The sequence below is a fragment of the Rhizobium leucaenae USDA 9039 genome (assembly GCF_000426285.1).
In the GTDB taxonomy this organism is placed as follows: Bacteria; Pseudomonadota; Alphaproteobacteria; order Rhizobiales; family Rhizobiaceae; genus Rhizobium; species Rhizobium leucaenae.
The window spans coordinates 108,679-126,375 of sequence record NZ_AUFB01000011.1 but is presented as its reverse complement, the minus strand read 5'-3'; the positions used below and the strand labels follow the sequence as shown (position 1 = coordinate 126,375).

15 protein-coding genes and 1 tRNA gene are annotated in these 17,697 nt (G+C 58.9%); 14 read left to right on the top strand and 2 right to left on the bottom strand.

Features of this window, described 5'->3' with window-relative positions; translation table 11 throughout:
- Positions 1 to 734 precede the first annotated feature (734 nt).
- The 5 genes from K290_RS0118010 (at position 735) to K290_RS0117990 (ending at position 7,140) form a co-directional block, all read left to right on the top strand.
- On the top strand, positions 735 to 1,529 hold the full coding sequence (locus K290_RS0118010) for a helix-turn-helix transcriptional regulator (RefSeq protein ID WP_028753230.1): 795 nt from the start codon (positions 735 to 737) through the stop codon (positions 1,527 to 1,529).
- Between the two features lie 594 nt (positions 1,530 to 2,123).
- Positions 2,124 to 3,749, top strand: coding sequence for a glycosyltransferase family protein (locus tag K290_RS34475; protein ID WP_051264121.1), 1,626 nt, complete (start codon positions 2,124 to 2,126; stop codon positions 3,747 to 3,749).
- Positions 3,750 to 3,910: 161 nt separating this feature from the next.
- Positions 3,911 to 4,375, top strand: a complete 465-nt coding sequence (locus K290_RS0118000; protein ID WP_028753229.1) for a MarR family winged helix-turn-helix transcriptional regulator — start codon at positions 3,911 to 3,913, stop codon at positions 4,373 to 4,375.
- Positions 4,368 to 5,606 (top strand): HlyD family secretion protein, encoded by a 1,239-nt coding sequence (locus K290_RS0117995; RefSeq protein ID WP_028753228.1) that lies wholly within the window; start codon positions 4,368 to 4,370, stop codon positions 5,604 to 5,606. The genes K290_RS0118000 and K290_RS0117995 overlap by 8 nt, the downstream gene beginning before the upstream one ends.
- The gene (locus K290_RS0117990; RefSeq protein WP_028753227.1) at positions 5,599 to 7,140 is read left to right on the top strand and encodes a DHA2 family efflux MFS transporter permease subunit; all 1,542 of its coding nucleotides are present in this window, start codon (positions 5,599 to 5,601) and stop codon (positions 7,138 to 7,140) included. The genes K290_RS0117995 and K290_RS0117990 overlap by 8 nt, the downstream gene beginning before the upstream one ends.
- 71 nt (positions 7,141 to 7,211) lie before the next feature.
- Here the strand turns inward: K290_RS0117990 and K290_RS0117985 are convergent, their stop codons facing one another.
- Positions 7,212 to 7,808: a DNA-3-methyladenine glycosylase gene (locus K290_RS0117985; protein WP_028753226.1), complete on the bottom strand. Its 597-nt coding sequence runs from the start codon at positions 7,806 to 7,808 to the stop codon at positions 7,212 to 7,214.
- A 144-nt stretch (positions 7,809 to 7,952) separates the two neighbouring features.
- Here K290_RS0117985 and K290_RS38385 point away from each other — a divergent pair, with 144 nt between their 5' ends.
- The 8 genes from K290_RS38385 (at position 7,953) to K290_RS0117945 (ending at position 15,097) form a co-directional block, all read left to right on the top strand.
- Positions 7,953 to 8,207 carry a hypothetical protein gene (locus tag K290_RS38385; protein ID WP_028753225.1) on the top strand — a complete coding sequence of 85 codons (255 nt, stop codon included), beginning with the start codon at positions 7,953 to 7,955 and terminating at the stop codon, positions 8,205 to 8,207.
- Between the two features lie 469 nt (positions 8,208 to 8,676).
- Positions 8,677 to 8,766: transfer RNA gene (locus K290_RS0117975), tRNA-Ser, on the top strand.
- A gap of 193 nt (positions 8,767 to 8,959) precedes the next feature.
- The gene (locus K290_RS0117970; RefSeq protein WP_028753224.1) at positions 8,960 to 9,583 is read left to right on the top strand and encodes a flavodoxin family protein; all 624 of its coding nucleotides are present in this window, start codon (positions 8,960 to 8,962) and stop codon (positions 9,581 to 9,583) included.
- Positions 9,576 to 10,448, top strand: a complete 873-nt coding sequence (locus K290_RS0117965; RefSeq protein WP_028753223.1) for a sigma-70 family RNA polymerase sigma factor — start codon at positions 9,576 to 9,578, stop codon at positions 10,446 to 10,448. Before K290_RS0117970 ends, K290_RS0117965 begins: the two co-directional genes overlap by 8 nt.
- Positions 10,449 to 10,765: 317 nt before the next feature.
- Entirely contained in the window at positions 10,766 to 11,941 is a 1,176-nt protein-coding gene (locus K290_RS0117960) for a septal ring lytic transglycosylase RlpA family protein (RefSeq protein WP_028753222.1), read from the top strand.
- A 70-nt stretch (positions 11,942 to 12,011) separates the two neighbouring features.
- Positions 12,012 to 13,226 (top strand): D-alanyl-D-alanine carboxypeptidase family protein, encoded by a 1,215-nt coding sequence (locus K290_RS0117955; protein WP_028753221.1) that lies wholly within the window; start codon positions 12,012 to 12,014, stop codon positions 13,224 to 13,226.
- A 153-nt stretch (positions 13,227 to 13,379) separates the two neighbouring features.
- On the top strand, positions 13,380 to 14,063 hold the full coding sequence (tmk, locus tag K290_RS0117950) for a dTMP kinase (RefSeq protein WP_028753220.1): 684 nt from the start codon (positions 13,380 to 13,382) through the stop codon (positions 14,061 to 14,063).
- Positions 14,060 to 15,097: a DNA polymerase III subunit delta' gene (locus K290_RS0117945; RefSeq protein WP_028753219.1), complete on the top strand. Its 1,038-nt coding sequence runs from the start codon at positions 14,060 to 14,062 to the stop codon at positions 15,095 to 15,097. The genes tmk and K290_RS0117945 overlap by 4 nt, the downstream gene beginning before the upstream one ends.
- On the opposite strand, the gene K290_RS0117940 is transcribed toward K290_RS0117945, so the two are convergent.
- Positions 15,094 to 15,894 (bottom strand): sulfite exporter TauE/SafE family protein, encoded by an 801-nt coding sequence (locus K290_RS0117940; RefSeq protein ID WP_028753218.1) that lies wholly within the window; start codon positions 15,892 to 15,894, stop codon positions 15,094 to 15,096. The two genes, K290_RS0117945 and K290_RS0117940, sit on opposite strands and share 4 nt — an antisense overlap.
- Before the next feature lie 245 nt (positions 15,895 to 16,139).
- Between K290_RS0117940 and metG the strand changes: the two genes are divergently transcribed.
- Positions 16,140 to 17,693 (top strand): methionine--tRNA ligase, encoded by a 1,554-nt coding sequence (gene metG, locus K290_RS0117935; protein WP_028753217.1) that lies wholly within the window; start codon positions 16,140 to 16,142, stop codon positions 17,691 to 17,693.
- Positions 17,694 to 17,697 lie beyond the last annotated feature (4 nt).

Below are 17,697 nucleotides of genomic sequence, written 5' to 3'. Positions count from 1 at the left end.
AGCTCCGCGGTTGGTGCGGAACGGTTGGACTTTGACCGAAAACAACGCAAGCTCATAGATACCAATTCGGGCTACCGCCCTGTTTCAGCTTCACAAATTGGATTTCGCCCGATGAGCGCACAACGTTTAAAGTGCTGTTGTCACTTGGCTTTTTGAAATCTCGTGAGCCGCCATCCGCTATGTCGGCGCTTCCGAGCGCGATCGGCCATGCGTGCAGTCTTAATCCGTCTGACTTAAGCGATCACGAATTGCCATAGGGTGTCGAAGTAATATATTTCAAAAATCAAACTAAGTTCCCAGCCGTTGCAAAAAAGATTCATGCCTATGAAATTTCAAATTGTAATAAAAAGTATATCGACGCTTACTATCCTTTGAGCCAAGCTCCAGCACATCGAGTCGGCCTACCCATTTCGGTCGATTGGGCCGTTGGCGGTCGAAGGGTGACCTCCACCTTAGGCTAGTTGATTAGACCGAAATGTCCGGAAATGTGCAAAACTGAGCACAAATACGGCACCCAATTTGGCCAAATTCCCACATTTGTGATAATTTTTAACGCTTTCGCGGCAAAACTAACCCGTTTGGGCAATTTCCAATTATGGTCGCATGGATTAATATAGTTTTACATTAATTAAGAAGACTGCATAAACAGTCCTATCAGGGCACCGTGCTCATAAAAAAATTCCGGCAAAAAGCGGGTTAACAACACATGGCTGCGAGCTTTGGGGGATGCACAAATGTACATCGCAAGCGTAAGAACAGGGGATGCTGAGGACAATCATAATATCATAAACTTGAGAGAGACTATCGTCGTACTGGCGGATGCCGATCTCTTTTCTGAATGCCTGGTGCAGACGTTAGGCACCAGATTTTCAGCATACGACATTGTTAGCATTACGGACCCGAAAGCGCTTCAAGGCAAGCTTCTTGAGGGCGTCAAACTGATCCTGCTGTACCATCTTCAATCCGAAGAAATGCAGGATACTTTGCATGCAATAAGGGCGAATTCGCCCGGAATATCGATCGGGCTGGTCGTCGAAACGATCGATCTGCATGATCCATACGTGGCCAGACTTGTCGAAGGACGGAATATACACGGCGTTCTGCCGCTCAATCTCCGCCTCGATGTGTTCATGGCAGCGATCGATCTGTTGATGAAAGGTGGCGAACACTTCCCCTCGGCGCTTTTGCGCCGGCTCTCCGGGGACGGGCCGCATCTTAGTCAGCCGCTCTATCAGGCACAGACGCGTTTTACGAATGGCCATAGACCCTACGAGGATGCTATTGCCATGCGCAGCGGCAGTCTGCAGGCACTGACCACGCGCGAGGTCCAAATCTTGGATCTCATTTGCAAGGGGACACAGAACAAGATCATAGCGGACCAGCTCAGCCTGTCCGAAAATACGGTCAAAGTTCACGTCCGTAACATCTACAAGAAAATGAATGTCCGCAATCGCACGGAAGCGGCCTCACGCTTCTTCAATTCGGACAACGGGCTGGATCGTGATCCGTCGCGTCGGTGGCGAAACTGATCCACATATAGGAATTGAGAGGGGACGGCCGTTCGCGACATCGTGGGCGGCCGTTTTCGTCTTCGCTGCTTCCGGGCTGGATATCATATCGCCCGAGCCGCGGCCTGAACAAGGCCGACGACGTCTCGCCCATCTCCCTCTCGTTGCGTTGATCCCACCCCTTAGGCCGTTCCTGAAAGAAAACTAGGTTCCATGCAGGACCCAACCAAATCTCGCCAATCAAATAGCTATTTAGTATAGTTTACCTAATCATCCATCAGATTTCCGTTGACGTAGCGTAAAGTCGTTTTATCATTACCTTAATAAGCAAGTTAACATCCGATTCGAAACTGGTAAAAATCGGAGTTTAACACATATTATTACTGAAAATAAATTTTCGTTACTCATCTCATTCAAAGCCTTTTAAGTACAGCATGCGGCCTACTGGTGCCGTTAGTTGATAAGGGAGGGGAGGTGTAGTGCGTAGATTTTTTCCCACGGATGGCGATCCTTTCTCCTCAAAAGGGTTGCCATCCATCCCCCTGCGTCAAGCTGAAACGGCTCGTGTCGGCGGCGGATCACCGCCATCCTCTCTTTCGCTCTGAAGGTGACGTCATGGGAAAGATCCCCGCGGCAATCGGTGTCCACGCGACGCGTCGGCCTTCCGTCGGTCCAGCCGATATCGGTCCGGCAACGGAGCGTATATTCGAAGGCAGGATGCGTTTTGCCAACCTGATCGGCATCACCATCTGGACGGCAACCATGACCTTCTTCTGGCTGTGGTGGCTGCGCAGCGACCACGTCATCGGCTGGCCTTCCTATCTGCTGGTAACGCTGGTTCTTGCCATGATCACTGGCCTGCCGGCCTATTTCATCATTATCATCCATGATGCGCGGCGGATGCCGCACGCCGGCGGACCATTGCCCGCAGGACGGGTTGCCGTTGTCGTTACGAGAGCGTCATCCGAATCTCCTTTCCTCGTGCAGACGACATTGCGGGCAATGCTCGATCAAACAGGCTGTGATTTCGATGTCTGGTTGGCGGAAGAGAAACCCAGCCTGGAAATGATGAAATGGTGCATGGAGCACGGCGTCTTCACGTCCATGACGCGCGAGAGTGCCGGGGCTGGCGCTCGCGATTCTATGCCGCGTTGCAAGCAAGACAGCCTCACGTCCTTCCACGAGCACTTCGGCTACGAAAGATATGATTTCGTCGTGCACCTCGATGCCGGCCATGTGCCGGAAAAGACCTATCTCCGTGAAATAATTCGGCCCTTCCGCGATCCCGGCATCGGCTACGTGTCGGCGCCTAGCATCTGTGATGCCAACGCTGCATCAAACTGGGTGGTGAGGGGTAGGCTTTTTGCCGAAGCCGGCGCTCAGGGGTTGGTGCAGTCGGGCTATAATAATGGCTGGGCACCGCTCTGCGTCGATACGCATTATGCTGTACGCACGGCGGCTTTGAAAGAAATCGGTGGGCCTAGACGAGAACCGGCGGAAGGTCTTGCGACGACGCTGGCGATGAATGCCGGCGGCTGGCGCGGGGTACATGCGCTGGATGCAATCGCCCATGGCGATGGCCCGGCCACTTTCACCGGTCTCGTGATGCAGGAATTTGACCGGTCGCGCAGCCGGATGACGACCCTGCTGCGATATGCGCCGGGCTACATGCCTAACCTGCCCGGATGGTTGAAATTCCAGTTCCTATTCTCCGAGCTTTGCTATCCGCTGTTTTCCTCGAGTTTGGCTGCCGTCTTCATGCTGCCTATCGTGACGCTTCTGACGGGTCACAGCTTTGTCGACGTCAACTATCCCGCTTTCCTGCTGCATTTTCTGCCGATCGTCGCCGCATGGATGGCACTGGCCTTCATCTGGCGCGCCACCGGCACGTTCCGACCCGCCAATGGCAGGTTCGTAAGCTGGGAGAGCGCGGCATTTCTGCTCCTGCGCTGGCCCTGGTCGCTCATCGGCTGCGCAGCCGCGATTCGCGACCGTCACATAAATTCAGGCGAAGTCGGCGTCATTCCCAAGGGGACGGGATCGGAGCATGCGCTACCGCTCCGTGTCTTGGCACCTTATATTGTGCTTAACCTCGCTTCCGCGGTGGCGATGGCCTTTGCTTTGGACCGAGAAGCTGCCGAAGGCCTCTTTTTCTTTGCTGCGATCACCACATTGATCTACGCCGCGCTGATCGGTCTGATCATCGCGCGACATGCAACGGAAAACACCCTTTCCCGTTAGTCGTGCCTAACGCCCGCACCACTGCGACATCTTTGCGACACTCCCTGCGACATTTTTGACGATCTGCGCAACATCGAGCCTTGGCCCCTTGTATCGCGTGGTCACTTACTATACGTAACAGGCATTATAAGGTTGCTTATGAATAGCAGGCTTCTTATATCATGAATACGACACCCACTCTCGGCTTTCTCCTGCATGACGTTGCCCGGCTTCTTCGAAAGCGGTTCGAGCAGCGCGCCAAAGATATGGGATTGACGCGCTCGCAATGGCAAACGCTCGCCTATCTCTCGAACAACGAAGGGATCCACCAGGCGGGTCTCGCCGAGATGCTGGAAATTGAGCCGATCACGCTAGTACGGATACTAGACAAGCTGGCTGAACGCGGCTTGGTCGAGCGCCGTCAGCATCCGAGCGATCGCCGAAGCTGGCTGCTTTACCTGCGCGAAGAAGCTCGGCCGCTGCTCGACACCATGCGCAGCATAGGTGACAGAACGCGCAAGGAGGCCCTGGACGGGGCCTCGGTCGAAGATCATGAGCATCTTTATCAGTTGCTCACCCTTATGAAATCGAACCTGGTCCAGGCCTGCCGCGCCACGGTGGACGACAAAGAGACAAATTATGGCTGACGCATCCCCTTCGTTACGCGTACCCGCAAACGCAAACTCCGCCAACGAACAAAGCGCAATCGGGCAGAACCAGGCCGCGGTTGCCGAAGCGCCGTCTTCCAATCCGGCTCCGGCACCTGCGGCGGCCGGCGCTACCGCGCCAGTTGCTCCGCCCGAAAAGCCGCGCAAGCGCCGCAGCCTGACGCGGCCGACTCTCTTTGCGCTGCTACCGGTCGCCCTTGTCATCGGCGGCTATTACTACGTTACCGGCGGGCAGATCATGTCCACAGACAATGCCTATATTCAGGCCGATATGGTGGGTGTTTCCACCGATGTTTCCGGTACCGTGATTTCGGTGGACGTGCATGAAAACGAGGTGGTGAAGAAGGGGCAGGTGCTCTTTCGCCTGAAGCCCGATTCCTTCCGTATTGCCCTGGAGGGCGCTGAGGCACAGCTCGGCGCTGCCCGCAACCAAATCCTGAACCTGCAGGCGAGCTATAAGCAATCGCTGGCGGAGATCGCTCAGGCGCAGGCCGATATTCCCTATTTCCAGACCGAGTTTGACCGCCAGCAGAACCTGATCAACAGCTCGGTCGCCTCGAAGGCGGCCTATGACCAGGCCAAACACAATCTCGAGGCGGCGCAGCAGAAGGTCTCGGTCGCAGAGGCGCAGGCAGCAACCACACTCGCGCAGCTCGGCGGCAATGCCGACCAGCCCGTCGAGCAAAATCCGGTCTACCTGCAAGCCAAGGCCGCCGTCGACAATGCGCAGCGCGAGCTCGATGACACCGTCGTGCGCGCCCCCTTCGACGGCATCACCGCCAATGTTCCGTCGCTCCAGGTCGGCGCCTATTTGACGGCCGCGCAGCAGGGCTTCTCGCTGGTCTCCACCACTCACATGTGGATCAATGCCAGCCCGAAAGAAACCGAACTCACGCACGTCCGGCCCGGCCAGAAGGTCTCCATCTCGGTCGATGCCTATCCCGGCGTTACCTGGAAGGGCACCGTTGCCAGCATCTCACCAGCCTCGGGCTCGAGCTTCTCGCTGCTGCCGGCGCAGAATACCACCGGCAATTGGGTCAAGGTCGTGCAGCGAATCCCGATGATCATCAACATCGACGATATGCAGGGCAAGCCGCCGCTGCGCGTCGGCATGAGCGTCGTCGCCGATGTGGACACAGGCCACGCCCGGGGCCTGCCGGACTTCGTCGCAAGCCTGCTGGGTCGATCTCACGGTCAGGACAATGAGTAACGCCGCGGCTTCCCATTCCGGCCCGATCGCCAATCGCGGTGCGATCACCGCCTGCGTCATCCTGGCGGTCATCATGCAGGCACTGGACACCACCATTGCCAATGTCGCTCTGCCTCATATTCAAGGTGACGTTTCGGCGAGCGCCGATCAGATCAACTGGGTTCTGACCTCTTATATCGTTGCCGCTGCAATCATGACGCCGCCGTCCGGTTTCCTGTCGGCAAAGTTCGGCCGCAAGCGCGTGCTGCTGGTGGCGATCGCCGGTTTCGTCGTCGCTTCCGTTCTCTGCGGGCTGGCGCAGTCGCTGAACCAAATCGTCGGCTTCCGCCTGTTGCAGGGCCTGTTCGGCGCATCGCTCGTGCCGTTGTCGCAGGGCATTCTTCTTGACATCTACAATGTCGAAGAGCGCGGCAAGGCCATGGCATTGTTCGGCGTTTCGGTCATGGTCGGCCCGGTGCTGGGACCGGTCATCGGCGGCTGGCTGACGGACAATATGAGCTGGCGATGGGTGTTTTATATCAACGTGCCGATCGGCGCGCTCGCCTTTGCCGGCATCGTCGTCTATGTGACGGAAACCAAGTTCGACGCGCTCGCCAAACTCGATCTCTTCGGCTTCAGCATGCTGTCGATCACTATCGGCGCGCTGCAGCTTTTCCTGGATCGCGGCGAGCAGCTCGACTGGTTCTATTCAGGCGAAATCATCATCGAGGCCCTGGTTTGCGCCGCCGCCTTCTATCTCTTCCTGGTGCATACGTTCACGGCGGAACGGTCCTTCGTGAACCCGCGATTGTTCCTGGACCAGAATTTCGCGGTCAGCATGCTGTTCATCTTCGTGGTCGGCGTTACCTATCTGGCCTCACTGGCGCTGATGACACCCTACTTGCAGACGTTGATGGGCTACCCGGTCGTCACCGCCGGCATCGTCATGGGTCCGCGCGGTCTCGGCACCATGGTGTGCATGTTCGTGGTCGGGCGGCTGATCGGCAAAGTCGATACGCGCTGGCTGCTGTTCTTCGGCCTCGCCTTGACCGCCTGGGCAATGTACGACATGACCGGCTGGACGCCTGATGTCTCGCAGTGGACGCTGATTTCAGTGGGCTTCGTTCAAGGGGCGGGCCTCGGCTTCCTCTTCGTGCCGCTGACGACCATCGCCTTTGCGACGCTGCCGGCTCAGATGCGCGGCGAGGGAACAGGTCTCTACAATCTTGCGCGTAACATCGGCTCGAGCGTCGGCATCTCCGTCGTCTCGGCGCTGATCACCGAGAATACTCAGGTCAACCATTCGACGATCGCCGCCTATGTGACGCCGTTCAACCACGCTTTCGACGCGACCGTGGCTCAGGCGGTCAGCCCGGTTACGATGGCCGGTCGCGCTGCGCTGGACGGCATGATCACCACGCAGGCCACGATCATCGCCTACATGGACGATTTTAAACTGCTGATGCTGATGTCGATCTTCGCCATGCCGCTGCTTGTGCTGCTGCGCAAGCCCAAGGCGCCGCCGGCCGTCGACCACAGCATCGCAATGGAGTAACCGCGCAGTCTTTCCAGTTTCACTGCGCGGCAGCATGACCGCCGGGCACCACCCCGGCGGTCTTTTTTGTTTTAGGGAAAGCGGCGGCTGACGAAGCGCGAGCCGGCAGCGCCGAAGCGCCATAGCGGCTCGACGTTTTTCGTAATCCCGATCCGCTTGCCGGTGACCACCGGTATCCGTTCGGCGAGGGCGAACTCGAAGGGTGCCGCATCCAGCGCCAGCCCATTCAGGCTGATATCCACGTCCAGGGCCTGCGTAAGCTTTCCCGGGCCATTGCAGAGATCGACGACGTCGGCAATACCGCGCCGCCGGACCATATCCTCGATGCCGCTCTCCGGCTCCAGCGCCCGCAGGAGCACGGCGCTGGCACCTGCGCAGACGAAATTCAGGCACCAGTGAATGCCATAGGACCGGTAGATGTAGACACGCCCCGCCGGACCGAACATCGCCGCCGTGCGCGCCGTCGGCCCGCGAAAGCTATGGGATGCTTCGTCATCGGGCCGATAGGCCTCGGTCTCGACGATGCGGCCGCCGACGCCGGCGACCGTGAGGCGAGTGCCGATCAGCTCGGAGGCAACGATAACCGCATCGCGGGAGAAGAAGGCCGTGAGGGCAGAGCCCGTCAGAGGCTTGGGGCCGATCGATAAGGGCTGGTCGTGGGGCGTCATAGGCGAGGGCGGCTTCCATTGGTTATTCGATGGCGAAAACGGATGAAGTTTCACCGCATCGATCTGTATCATTTCTCCAAGCGGGTTCAGAAACGAAATGTTCTCTGATAGGGAAGGGACGTGTGAGACTCGGACTGGAAGAAAATGGCGGCGCGGGATCGATATTCAAGAAAGCTCGAATGCTCTCGTTGCGGCAATAGCGGCTTCGCCGAAGTCTCGGAGGATGACAATCCTCGCCGTCAGCACCCTGGCTTTCTCGTGGACGAAATGCCGGCGGGCTTTTCCGACGAACGCAAATCGAACGATCCGGCGAAATACATGATCCGCTGCCGCTGCGGCAGCGTCTTTCCCTTCAGGCAGAAATCTCACTATGCGCCCGGCGGCGAGCCGAGAGCATAGCGGCGGTCTTCAATGGGCAAAGAGGGCACCCGCAAACTGCAAGATTGTCGCTCCCCCTGTAGGCGCAAGGAACAGAGCGACCAGGCTATAACAAACTGCGATGATGAGAACGGTTTGTTCACGCGACGAAAGGCGTCGCCTTCGAGGAGAGTTTGGTTCTGGCTCCGGGCGTGGGCCCAGTCGCTTGTCTTCGAGGAACATATAGTTAGCTCTGGCGCGTAATGCCCATCCGGTAAATCCACCCGGGTAGAGCATTGTACTCATCCGAACCGATTGGCGCCATCGATGTTCCTGGAATCTCCATTTGCATATTATGCCGGCAATGCAGCCAGATGCCGCCGAACAAGTTGACGCGGCGCTGCAAGTCGCTATAAGCGCAAGTCGGAAACTGAAGCAGTTGCAAAGTGCGTAGAAACCACGGCTATCGCACTTGATATTAGAGAGAAAAATCCTTTGATATCAGACAAATGGAAGAGTGTCCGAGTGGTTTAAGGAACCGGTCTTGAAAACCGGCGTGCGGGAAACCGTACCGTGGGTTCGAATCCCACCTCTTCCGCCAAAGGCTCAGTGTGTCCATACCGGAGACATAGGTAACAGATTGTACCTAAGACATGGGTGACAACCTCGTGCCGATCTTGCGTCTTCTGAGAGATGGCAAAGGCCAACTATCATCAAAAAACGCCAAGGCATGTCACACTCAGCCGTCTTGCCTTGTCATCTCCTCGGCAACACCAGTTTCGAAGGAGAAAACAATGATCCGGCAGCGTATCGCAATCGTCTATCACAGCGGCTACGGGCATACGGGCCGTCAGGCCGAAGCCGTAAGGGTGGGGGTTGAGCAGGTCGAGGGCGTGGAGGCGCTTCTGCTGAGTGTGGACAAGGTGGAGCGCCACTGGAATGATCTCAATGCGGCGCAGGCGATCATCTTTGGGTCGCCGACCTATATGGGCGCGGTTTCCGCACCGTTCAAAGCGTTCCAGGAGGCAACATCACATGCGGTTCTCGCCAGGGGCTATCTGTGGAAGGACAAGATCGCGGCCGGGTTCACTACCTCGGGATCACGATCCGGTGACAAGCTTTCGACGTTGATTCAGATGATGATCTTTGCGGCACAGCACGGAATGCATTGGGTTGGTCTTGATCTACCGCCGGCGAATTGCTCTTCAACCGGCTCCGAAGAGGACATGAATCGTCTCGGCTTCTGGCTAGGTGCGGCGGCACAAGCGAACACGGATGAAGGTCCGAAGACCACGCCGCCGGCATCGGATCTCGCCACGGCGCGCCACCTCGGGCGGCGTGTGGCGTTGACGACGCTGCAGTTCGTTCGTGGCCGCCAAGCCGCGCCGCTGCAATACGCTCTTGCCGCCCATGACTGAAGCGCCTTCCGATCCGATCTTTTCCGAACTGCGCCCGCGCCTCGTCCGGCTTGCCTATAGGCTGCTCGGCTCTGTCGCGGACGCGGAAGATATCGTGCAGAATGCCTGGCTGCGCTGGCTTGGAACCGATCATGCCTCCGTTCGCGAACCGGCGGCATTCCTTCGGACCATCGTCACCAGGCTTTGTCTGAACGAGCTGAAATCGGCGCGCCGGCGCCGCGAGTCCTATGTGGGGTCCTGGCTGCCCGAACCGATCTTCGATCCGGAGGATGGCGATGCTGCCGATGACATAACGTTGCCCCTGATGCTGGCGCTGGAGCGTCTTTCGCCTCTCGAACGCGCCGCCTTTCTCCTGCATGATGTGTTCGGCATGGATTTCGACGACATCTCCTCGGCGATCGGTCGCGAAGCCACTGCTTGCCGCAAGCTTGCAAGCCGGGCGAGGGCGCATGTCGCCGAGGCCCGGCCGCGTTTTGCCGTCGGCAGAGAGCAAGGGCTCAAGTTTGCCACTGCCTTCTTCACGGCGTCGAGAACGGGAGACATGGCCGCACTTTGCGCCTTGCTATCCGAAGATGTCGTTGTCTATGCGGATGGCGGCGGCAAGGTACCGACGTCGCGGCGGCCACACATCGGACTCGCGGCCGTCATGCTTCTCCATGAGCAGTTGGCGCGAGTTTTCCGCGCTCAGCCCTCACGACTGATCCACTATGCCGTCATCGATGGCTTGCCAGGTTTCGTAACGATAGAAGGCGACAACGTCGTGCAGACGACCGCGCTTCACATCGAGCAGGAAAAGGCGATTGCCATCTATTGCACGCGAAATCCGGACAAGCTGCAGCACATCATCAGCGCCATGCCTCGTTAGCGATATCCACGACGGCGAAATACTGGTGCATCTTGATACAGGAACCGGAAAGAACTGCTCGAACTGATCCGGAACCAAAGCAAGCCGTCGTGTGATCTGGCATACACTTGTCGCGACTGCTTCAAGCTCGCGCATTTTAGCCATTCATTAACCATAATCTTCAGAAATATCCGTTTCCGCTCAAATCCGATCGCAAATTCGACAACATGCAATCATGATTAAAGTACCGTTAGGTGATTGAGGCGTAGCAGGATACCGGTTGAGGGATATGCCGGTGCATGCCTTGCCATAGTGATTTGATTAACGGCGTGGGACAGATGAAATTCGATAATCGTGCGGTGACATACGCCACGGGTATGCGTTGGTTTGCTCTCTCTCTGATGTGCGCCACCGTTACCGCCTGCGGAACCTCTCAGCAGGTTGCAACGAAGCGTCAGCACGGCAAGGAATATTTCTCCGAAAAAGAATACGGCGTTAAGGCGAGCCCGCGCGTTGCCTTCAACGGACCGATCCCGAAGGGCGGCGGCCGGTTCATGGTCGGCAATCCCTACGAGGTCAAGGGCAAGTGGTATTACCCTAAGGAAGATTATGCTTATAACAAGGTCGGCATCGCCTCCTGGTACGGCTCGGCCTTTCACGGACGCCTGACCGCAAACGGCGAGGTCTATGACCAGCAGGCGCTCACCGCCGCACATCCGACCTTTCCATTGCCGAGCTATGCGCGCGTCACCAATGTCGAAACCGGCTCCTCCATCATCGTGCGCGTGAACGATCGCGGGCCTTATCATCCCGGCCGCATCATCGACCTTTCCAACAAGACGGCGCAGATGCTCGACCTTCAACACAGCGGCACCGGTGACGTGCGCGTGCAATATGTCGGACGCGCCCGCATGGATGGCCACGACGAACCCTATCTGATGGCCTCCTACATTCCGAAGGGTTCGCGCCTGCCGAGCATCAATCCCGGTGGCCAGATCGCAACAGGCGTGATGGTCGCTTCGAACGGCGGCATTACCGCCGATCAATTGCCCGATTCGGATAATATCCGCCGGCCGAGCCGCCAGCAGCGCAGCTTCAACACCGCGAGTGCCGCGCCGGCACTTGCGCCGATCCCACAGCAGTCACCCTATTCGGCCACCGCTTTCGCCGGCTCGACGCCGACCTCTTACAACGGCAACAAACGCAACAATCCGCCGCCGATGACCTGGAACGGCGGCGCCATGCCCTCGGTCGATCCTGTCGAACCGACGCTCATCGTGTTGCCGCAGATCGGCCCCATTCCCTATGAGCGTCCGGATTTCGCGCCGGGCATGGCGAGCCTCGATGCGCCGTCGCTCGCCTCCGCCGCTGCTGCCTATCAGGAAGCGCCGGTCAAGACGGTCTATGTCAATCTCGCTTTCGACGCGGTCATGGTGCGCAATGACGGGCTGACGCAGGAGTCGATCCTATCGGCCTATCACCGTCAGCATCAAGCTCAAACGCAAGTCGAATGATCGGCGTCATTGCCTGAATCTTCAGCCCTGGCTAATATGATTTCGGGGTCGATCGGATTGGGGAGCCGGCATGTTGAGACGCCTCTTTTTCGCCTTTTCCTTCTTCCTTATCAGCATTGAGTGCCTGCCGGCCGCCGCGCAACAGGCGCCGGCGCCCGCCTTCGACACAAAGGCCGCACAGGCCTTCATGATCGAAGCCTCGACCGGCACGATCCTGCTTGCCAAGGATGAGAATCAGCCAATTTCCCCGGCATCGCTTGCCAAGCTGATGACCTTGGATGTCGTCTTCGATGCCGTCGGGCGAGGGGAGATTTCGCTCGATACGGAATATCCGGTTTCCGAAAATGCCTGGCGCAAAGGCGGTGCACCGTCGCGCACGTCGACCATGTTCGCCGCACTGAAATCGCGCGTGCGCGTCGGCGACCTGATCCAGGGTGTTGCCGTGCAGCAGGCCAATGACGGCTGCATGATCCTTGCCGAGGGCATGTCCGTTAACGAAAAGGAATTCGCCCGGCGCATGACGGCGCATGCCCGCGAGATCGGCATGCCACGGGCGGTCTTTACCAATTCCACCGGCCTTCCGGATCCTGACGATCCCAATGGCGGCGGCAAGATCTCGGTACGCGAGTTGGTGACGCTGGCGCAGGACCTGCAGGAAAAACACGCCGATCTCTACAAATATTTCGGCCAGGCGGACTTTACGTGGAACAGGATCTTCCAGCGCAACCGCAATCCGATGCTTTTGCTGAACATCGGCGTCGATGGTCTTGGCACCGGCTTTACCGAAGGCGAGGGCTATTCGATCGTCGCCTCCATCCAGCGCGACGGCCGACGGCTGTTTTTGGCTCTGGGTGGCTTGAAATCGGACAAGGAACGGACCGAGGAAACCCGCCGCGTGCTGGAATGGGGCCTTAGCAACTTCAAGAGCCAGCGCATTTTTGCCGATGGCGAGGTGATCGGCGACGCCAGCGTGTATGGCGGCGCGCAGTCGACGGTCGGCCTGCTCGCCAAGTTACCGGTCGATGTCTATGTTCCGCTCAACAATCCCGATCGCCTGTCGGCGCGCATCGTCTATCGCTGGCCGCTGACTGCGCCCATCGCAGCCGGCTATGAAGCGGGAACGCTTCGGGTCTTTTCCGGCGCGCGGCTGCTGCGCGAATTGCCCCTTTATACAAAGAATGGGGTCGCCCAGGGGACGCTGAGCAGCCGTGCTTTCGACGCCTTCATGGAGCTGACGGAATCACTGCTCTTCTCCTGGCTTTGGGACACGCCGACGCCGACCTGATTGTTTCCCGCCTCATGAAATCTGCTGTTTACGGCCTATATAGAATGTGAGGCTCGGCTACTTTGCGTGGTTTCGCCGGTCCACATCTTGGGTTAAACAGGGCGCAGGATTACGCTACGGCAAAAGCGTCAAAACAAGTGCAGGACATGATCATTGGCTGATGGAACCGGATTGTTCGTGAGCTTTGAGGGCGGGGAAGGGGCCGGCAAATCGACCCAGATTCGCCGCCTGGCGGAACGGTTGCGCGGGCTCGGCCACGATGTCCTGGTGACACGAGAACCGGGCGGCTCGCCGGGTGCGGAGGCGGTGCGCCACGTGCTGCTTTCGGGTGCGGCGGAAATGTTCGGCACGCGGATGGAGGCGATCCTGTTTGCCGCCGCGCGCAACGACCATGTCGAAGAGGTCATCCGCCCGGCACTTGCGCGGGGCACGATCGTGCTTTGCGATCGCTTCATGGATTCCTCGCGCGTGTATCAGGGCGTAACCGGCAATCTCGAAGCTGATTTCATCGAGGCTCTGCAGCGTGTCGCGGTCAATGGCGTGGTGCCGGACTGCACGCTTATCCTTGATATTCCGGCCAAAATCGGCCTGGAGCGTGCCCGCAAACGCGCTTCGACCAACGCTGCACCGGATCGGTTCGAAAAAGAAGAAATGCAGACGCATGAGAAGCGCCGGGAGGCTTTTCTCGATATCGCAGCACGCGATCCCCGCCGTTGTCACGTCATCGATGCGCAGCGCTCCGAAAATGCCATTGCCCAAGAAATTGCCGGCATCATCGAAGAGCGGCTGGCGTCAGCAGGCGATATGCCCGCCGTCAAACCGGAAGTGGCAGAATGAGCGAAGAGCGGCCAGGGGTTCTCGAAGGTGCGATTCCGCCTCAGGATAACACGCGTCTCTTCGGTCATGAGGAGGCCGAGGCCTTCCTGGCGCAATCCTATCGCTCGGGCAAGGGTCACCACGCCGTCCTGATCGAGGGGCCGGAAGGCATCGGCAAGGCAACGCTCGCCTTTCGCTTTGCCAATTATGTTCTGTCTCATCCCGAACCCCCGATGGCGCCCGAGATGATCGGCGACCCGGATCCGGCGTCCGCCATCAGCCGGCAGATTTCCGGCGGCGCCTCGCACAATCTGCTGCATCTCGCCCGTCCGGTCGACGACAAGACCGGCAAGGTAAAGTCTGCGATCACCGTCGACGAGGTGCGCCGCGCCGGCAAGTTCTTTTCGCAGACATCCGGCACCGGCAATTGGCGGATCGTCATCATCGATCCGGCCGACGATCTCAACCGAAGTGCTGCCAATGCCATCTTGAAAATTCTCGAGGAACCGCCGAAGCGGGCGCTATTCCTGGTCCTGTCGCATGCGCCCGGCAAGCTGCTGCCGACCATCCGCTCGCGCTGCCTGCCGCTGAAGCTGGCGCCGCTGAGCGACGACGCTTTAGGGAAAGCGCTAGCGCATCTCGGCATAAGCCTGTCGCCGGGGCAGGGCTCCGAGCTACTTGCGGCGGCCAAGGGAAGCGTCAACGAGGCCCTGAAACTGCTGAACTACGGCGGCGGCGAGATCGTTGCGGCCTATGAGCAGGTGATCTCGACGGATGGGCCCGCGGCGCGGCGGGCAATGCATCGCCTCGCCGATGCGCTGTCGGCGAAGGAAAGCGACACGATCTACGGCTTCTTCGTTTCTCACATCGGTGACGACATCATGGCGCGGGCGCGGGCGGCGGCTCTGGAGGGGCACCTCACCGTGGCGGAAAGACTTGCGCGGCTCTATTCCGATGTCACCGAGCGGCTCAGCGTATCGCAGGCCTATAATCTCGACCGCAAGCAGACGATCATCACTGTTCTCGGCGATCTCAAGCAGCAGCTTTCCGCTTAAGGAAAGAGCAGTTTCCAGGCGACGATCATCAGCGTGACGGCGAGGATTATCCGGATCAGTCGTTCGTGCAAGCGGGGCGCCAGCAGGCTGCCTGCGACGATGCCGGGAATCGAGCCAACCAGCAGCGCAAACAGCATCGCCCAGTTGATCTCGCCGATGAACCAGTAGCCCATGCCGCCGATCAAGGTCAAAGGCACGGCGTGGACGATGTCCGAGCCGACGATCTCACGCACGTCGAGATGCGGATAGAGCACCAGCAGTACGGTGACGCCGAGCGCGCCGGCGCCGACAGAGGTCATGGTGACGAGCGTGCCAAGCAAAAGGCCGAGGACCAGCGTCAGCAGCGCGACGGTGCGAGGGGTGAGCGTCCCGCGCTCGCCCCGCCATTTCCGGATGGTGCTCAGCACTTGGCCGCGGAAGATCAGCATCAAGGACGTCAGAAACAGCAGGCAGCCTAGCGACAAAGTGATCGTATGGGCGACCGCCGGACTTTCACGATTGACACCAGCCATGATCCACAGCATCGCAAGCGCGGCGGGCACACTTCCGGAGGCGAGCAGGCCCACCACTTTCCAGTTCACCCGCCCGTGCATGCCATGCACCGCAGTGCCTGCGCTCTTGGTAATCGCCGCGTAGAGAAGATCGGTGCCGACTGCGGTGGCCGGGTGCACGCCGAACAACAGCACCAGCAACGGCGTCATTAACGATCCCCCGCCGACGCCCGTGATGCCCACCAGCATCCCGACGAAGAAACCGGAAAAGGAATAGAGGGGTTGGAACGAAGTGAGAAAACTCAAAGCCTCGGCACTTTCAAGCCGTTGGGCAGGCTGCTAAAAAATGAAATGGAATTCACGGCGGTCCCTGTCCTGCGCTTTATTTTTCTGAAGGGGTAAAGCCGAGGCTGGATCGAGTCAAGCGAGGACGTCCACGGAGCGTGGAATGCTGCGCCCGCGAAACTTGATGTTTCGCTCCTGGCAAACATGCGCTAAAGCGAGCGGGTGCAAGAATAACAACGAAACCGTAAACCGGACCATTGCCTGATATGACCGACAAGACCCCGTTCTACATCACCACCGCGATCGCTTACCCCAACGGCAAGCCGCATATCGGCCATGCCTATGAGTTGATCGCCACCGACGCGCTAGCGCGCTTCCAGCGCCTGGATGGCCGCGATGTCTTCTTTCTGACGGGTACGGACGAGCATGGTCAGAAAATGCAGCAGACGGCGCGGGCCGAGGGCATGGAGCCGCAGCAACTTGCGAACCGCAATTCCGACGAATTCCAGGCGATGGGCAAGCTCCTGAACGCGTCGAACGACGACTTCATCCGCACCACGCAGCCACGCCACCACGAGACCTCGCAGAACATATGGAACCTGATGGCCGATGCCGGCGACATCTACAAGGATTCCTATGCCGGCTGGTATTCGGTGCGCGACGAGGCCTATTACCAGGAAAACGAAACCGAACTGCGCGCCGATGGCGTCCGCTACGGGCCCCAGGGCACGCCGGTTGAATGGGTGCAGGAGGAAAGCTATTTCTTTAAGCTCTCCGAATATCAGGACCGGCTGCTGAAGCTTTACGAAGAGAATCCGGATTTCATTGGCCCCGCCGAACGGCGCAACGAGGTAATCTCCTTCGTGAAGTCGGGCCTCAAGGATCTATCGATTTCACGCACCACCTTCGATTGGGGTATCAAGGTGCCGAACGATCCGGCTCACGTCATGTATGTCTGGGTCGATGCGCTAACCAACTACATCACGGCGACCGGCTATATCGAAGACCGCAACAATCCGCGGGCGAAATACTGGCCCGCCGACCTGCATGTCATCGGCAAGGACATCATTCGCTTCCACGCAGTCTATTGGCCGGCCTTCCTGATGTCGGCGAAGCTGCCGCTGCCGAAGCGCGTTTATGCCCACGGCTTCCTGCTCAACAAGGGCGAGAAGATGTCGAAGTCGCTCGGCAACGTCGTCGATCCGGTCAATCTCGTGAATCATTTCGGTCTCGACCAAGTGCGCTATTTCTTCCTGCGTGAAGTCTCCTTCGGCCAGGACGGCAGCTATAGCGAAGAGGCGATCGGCACGCGCATCAACTCCGATCTCGCCAACGGCATCGGCAATCTCGCCAGCCGCTCGCTGTCGATGATCGTCAAGAATTGCGACGGCAAGATCCCGGAATGCGGAGAGCTGACCGACGAGGACAAGGCATTGCTGGCGCAGGCCGATGCGCTGCTGGCGTCGACGCGCGAAGATATGGGCAAGCAGCTCATCCACCGCGCACTTGCTTCGATCATTGCAGTTGTCTCCGAAAGCGACCGCTATTTCGCCGGCCAGGAACCCTGGGCGCTGAAGAAGACCGATCCGGCCCGCATGGCGACCGTGCTCTACGTCACCGCCGATGTGGTCCGCCAGATCGGCATTCTCCTGCAGCCCTTCATGCCCGAATCTTCGGCCAAGCTGCTGGATCTGATCGCCATTCCGGCCGATAGGCGCGATTTCGCGGCCTTGGGCGAAGCGGGCCGTCTCGTTGCCGGAACGCCGCTAGAAGCCCCGAAACCGATCTTCCCGCGCTACGTCGCGCCGACTGCCGAATAAGGTT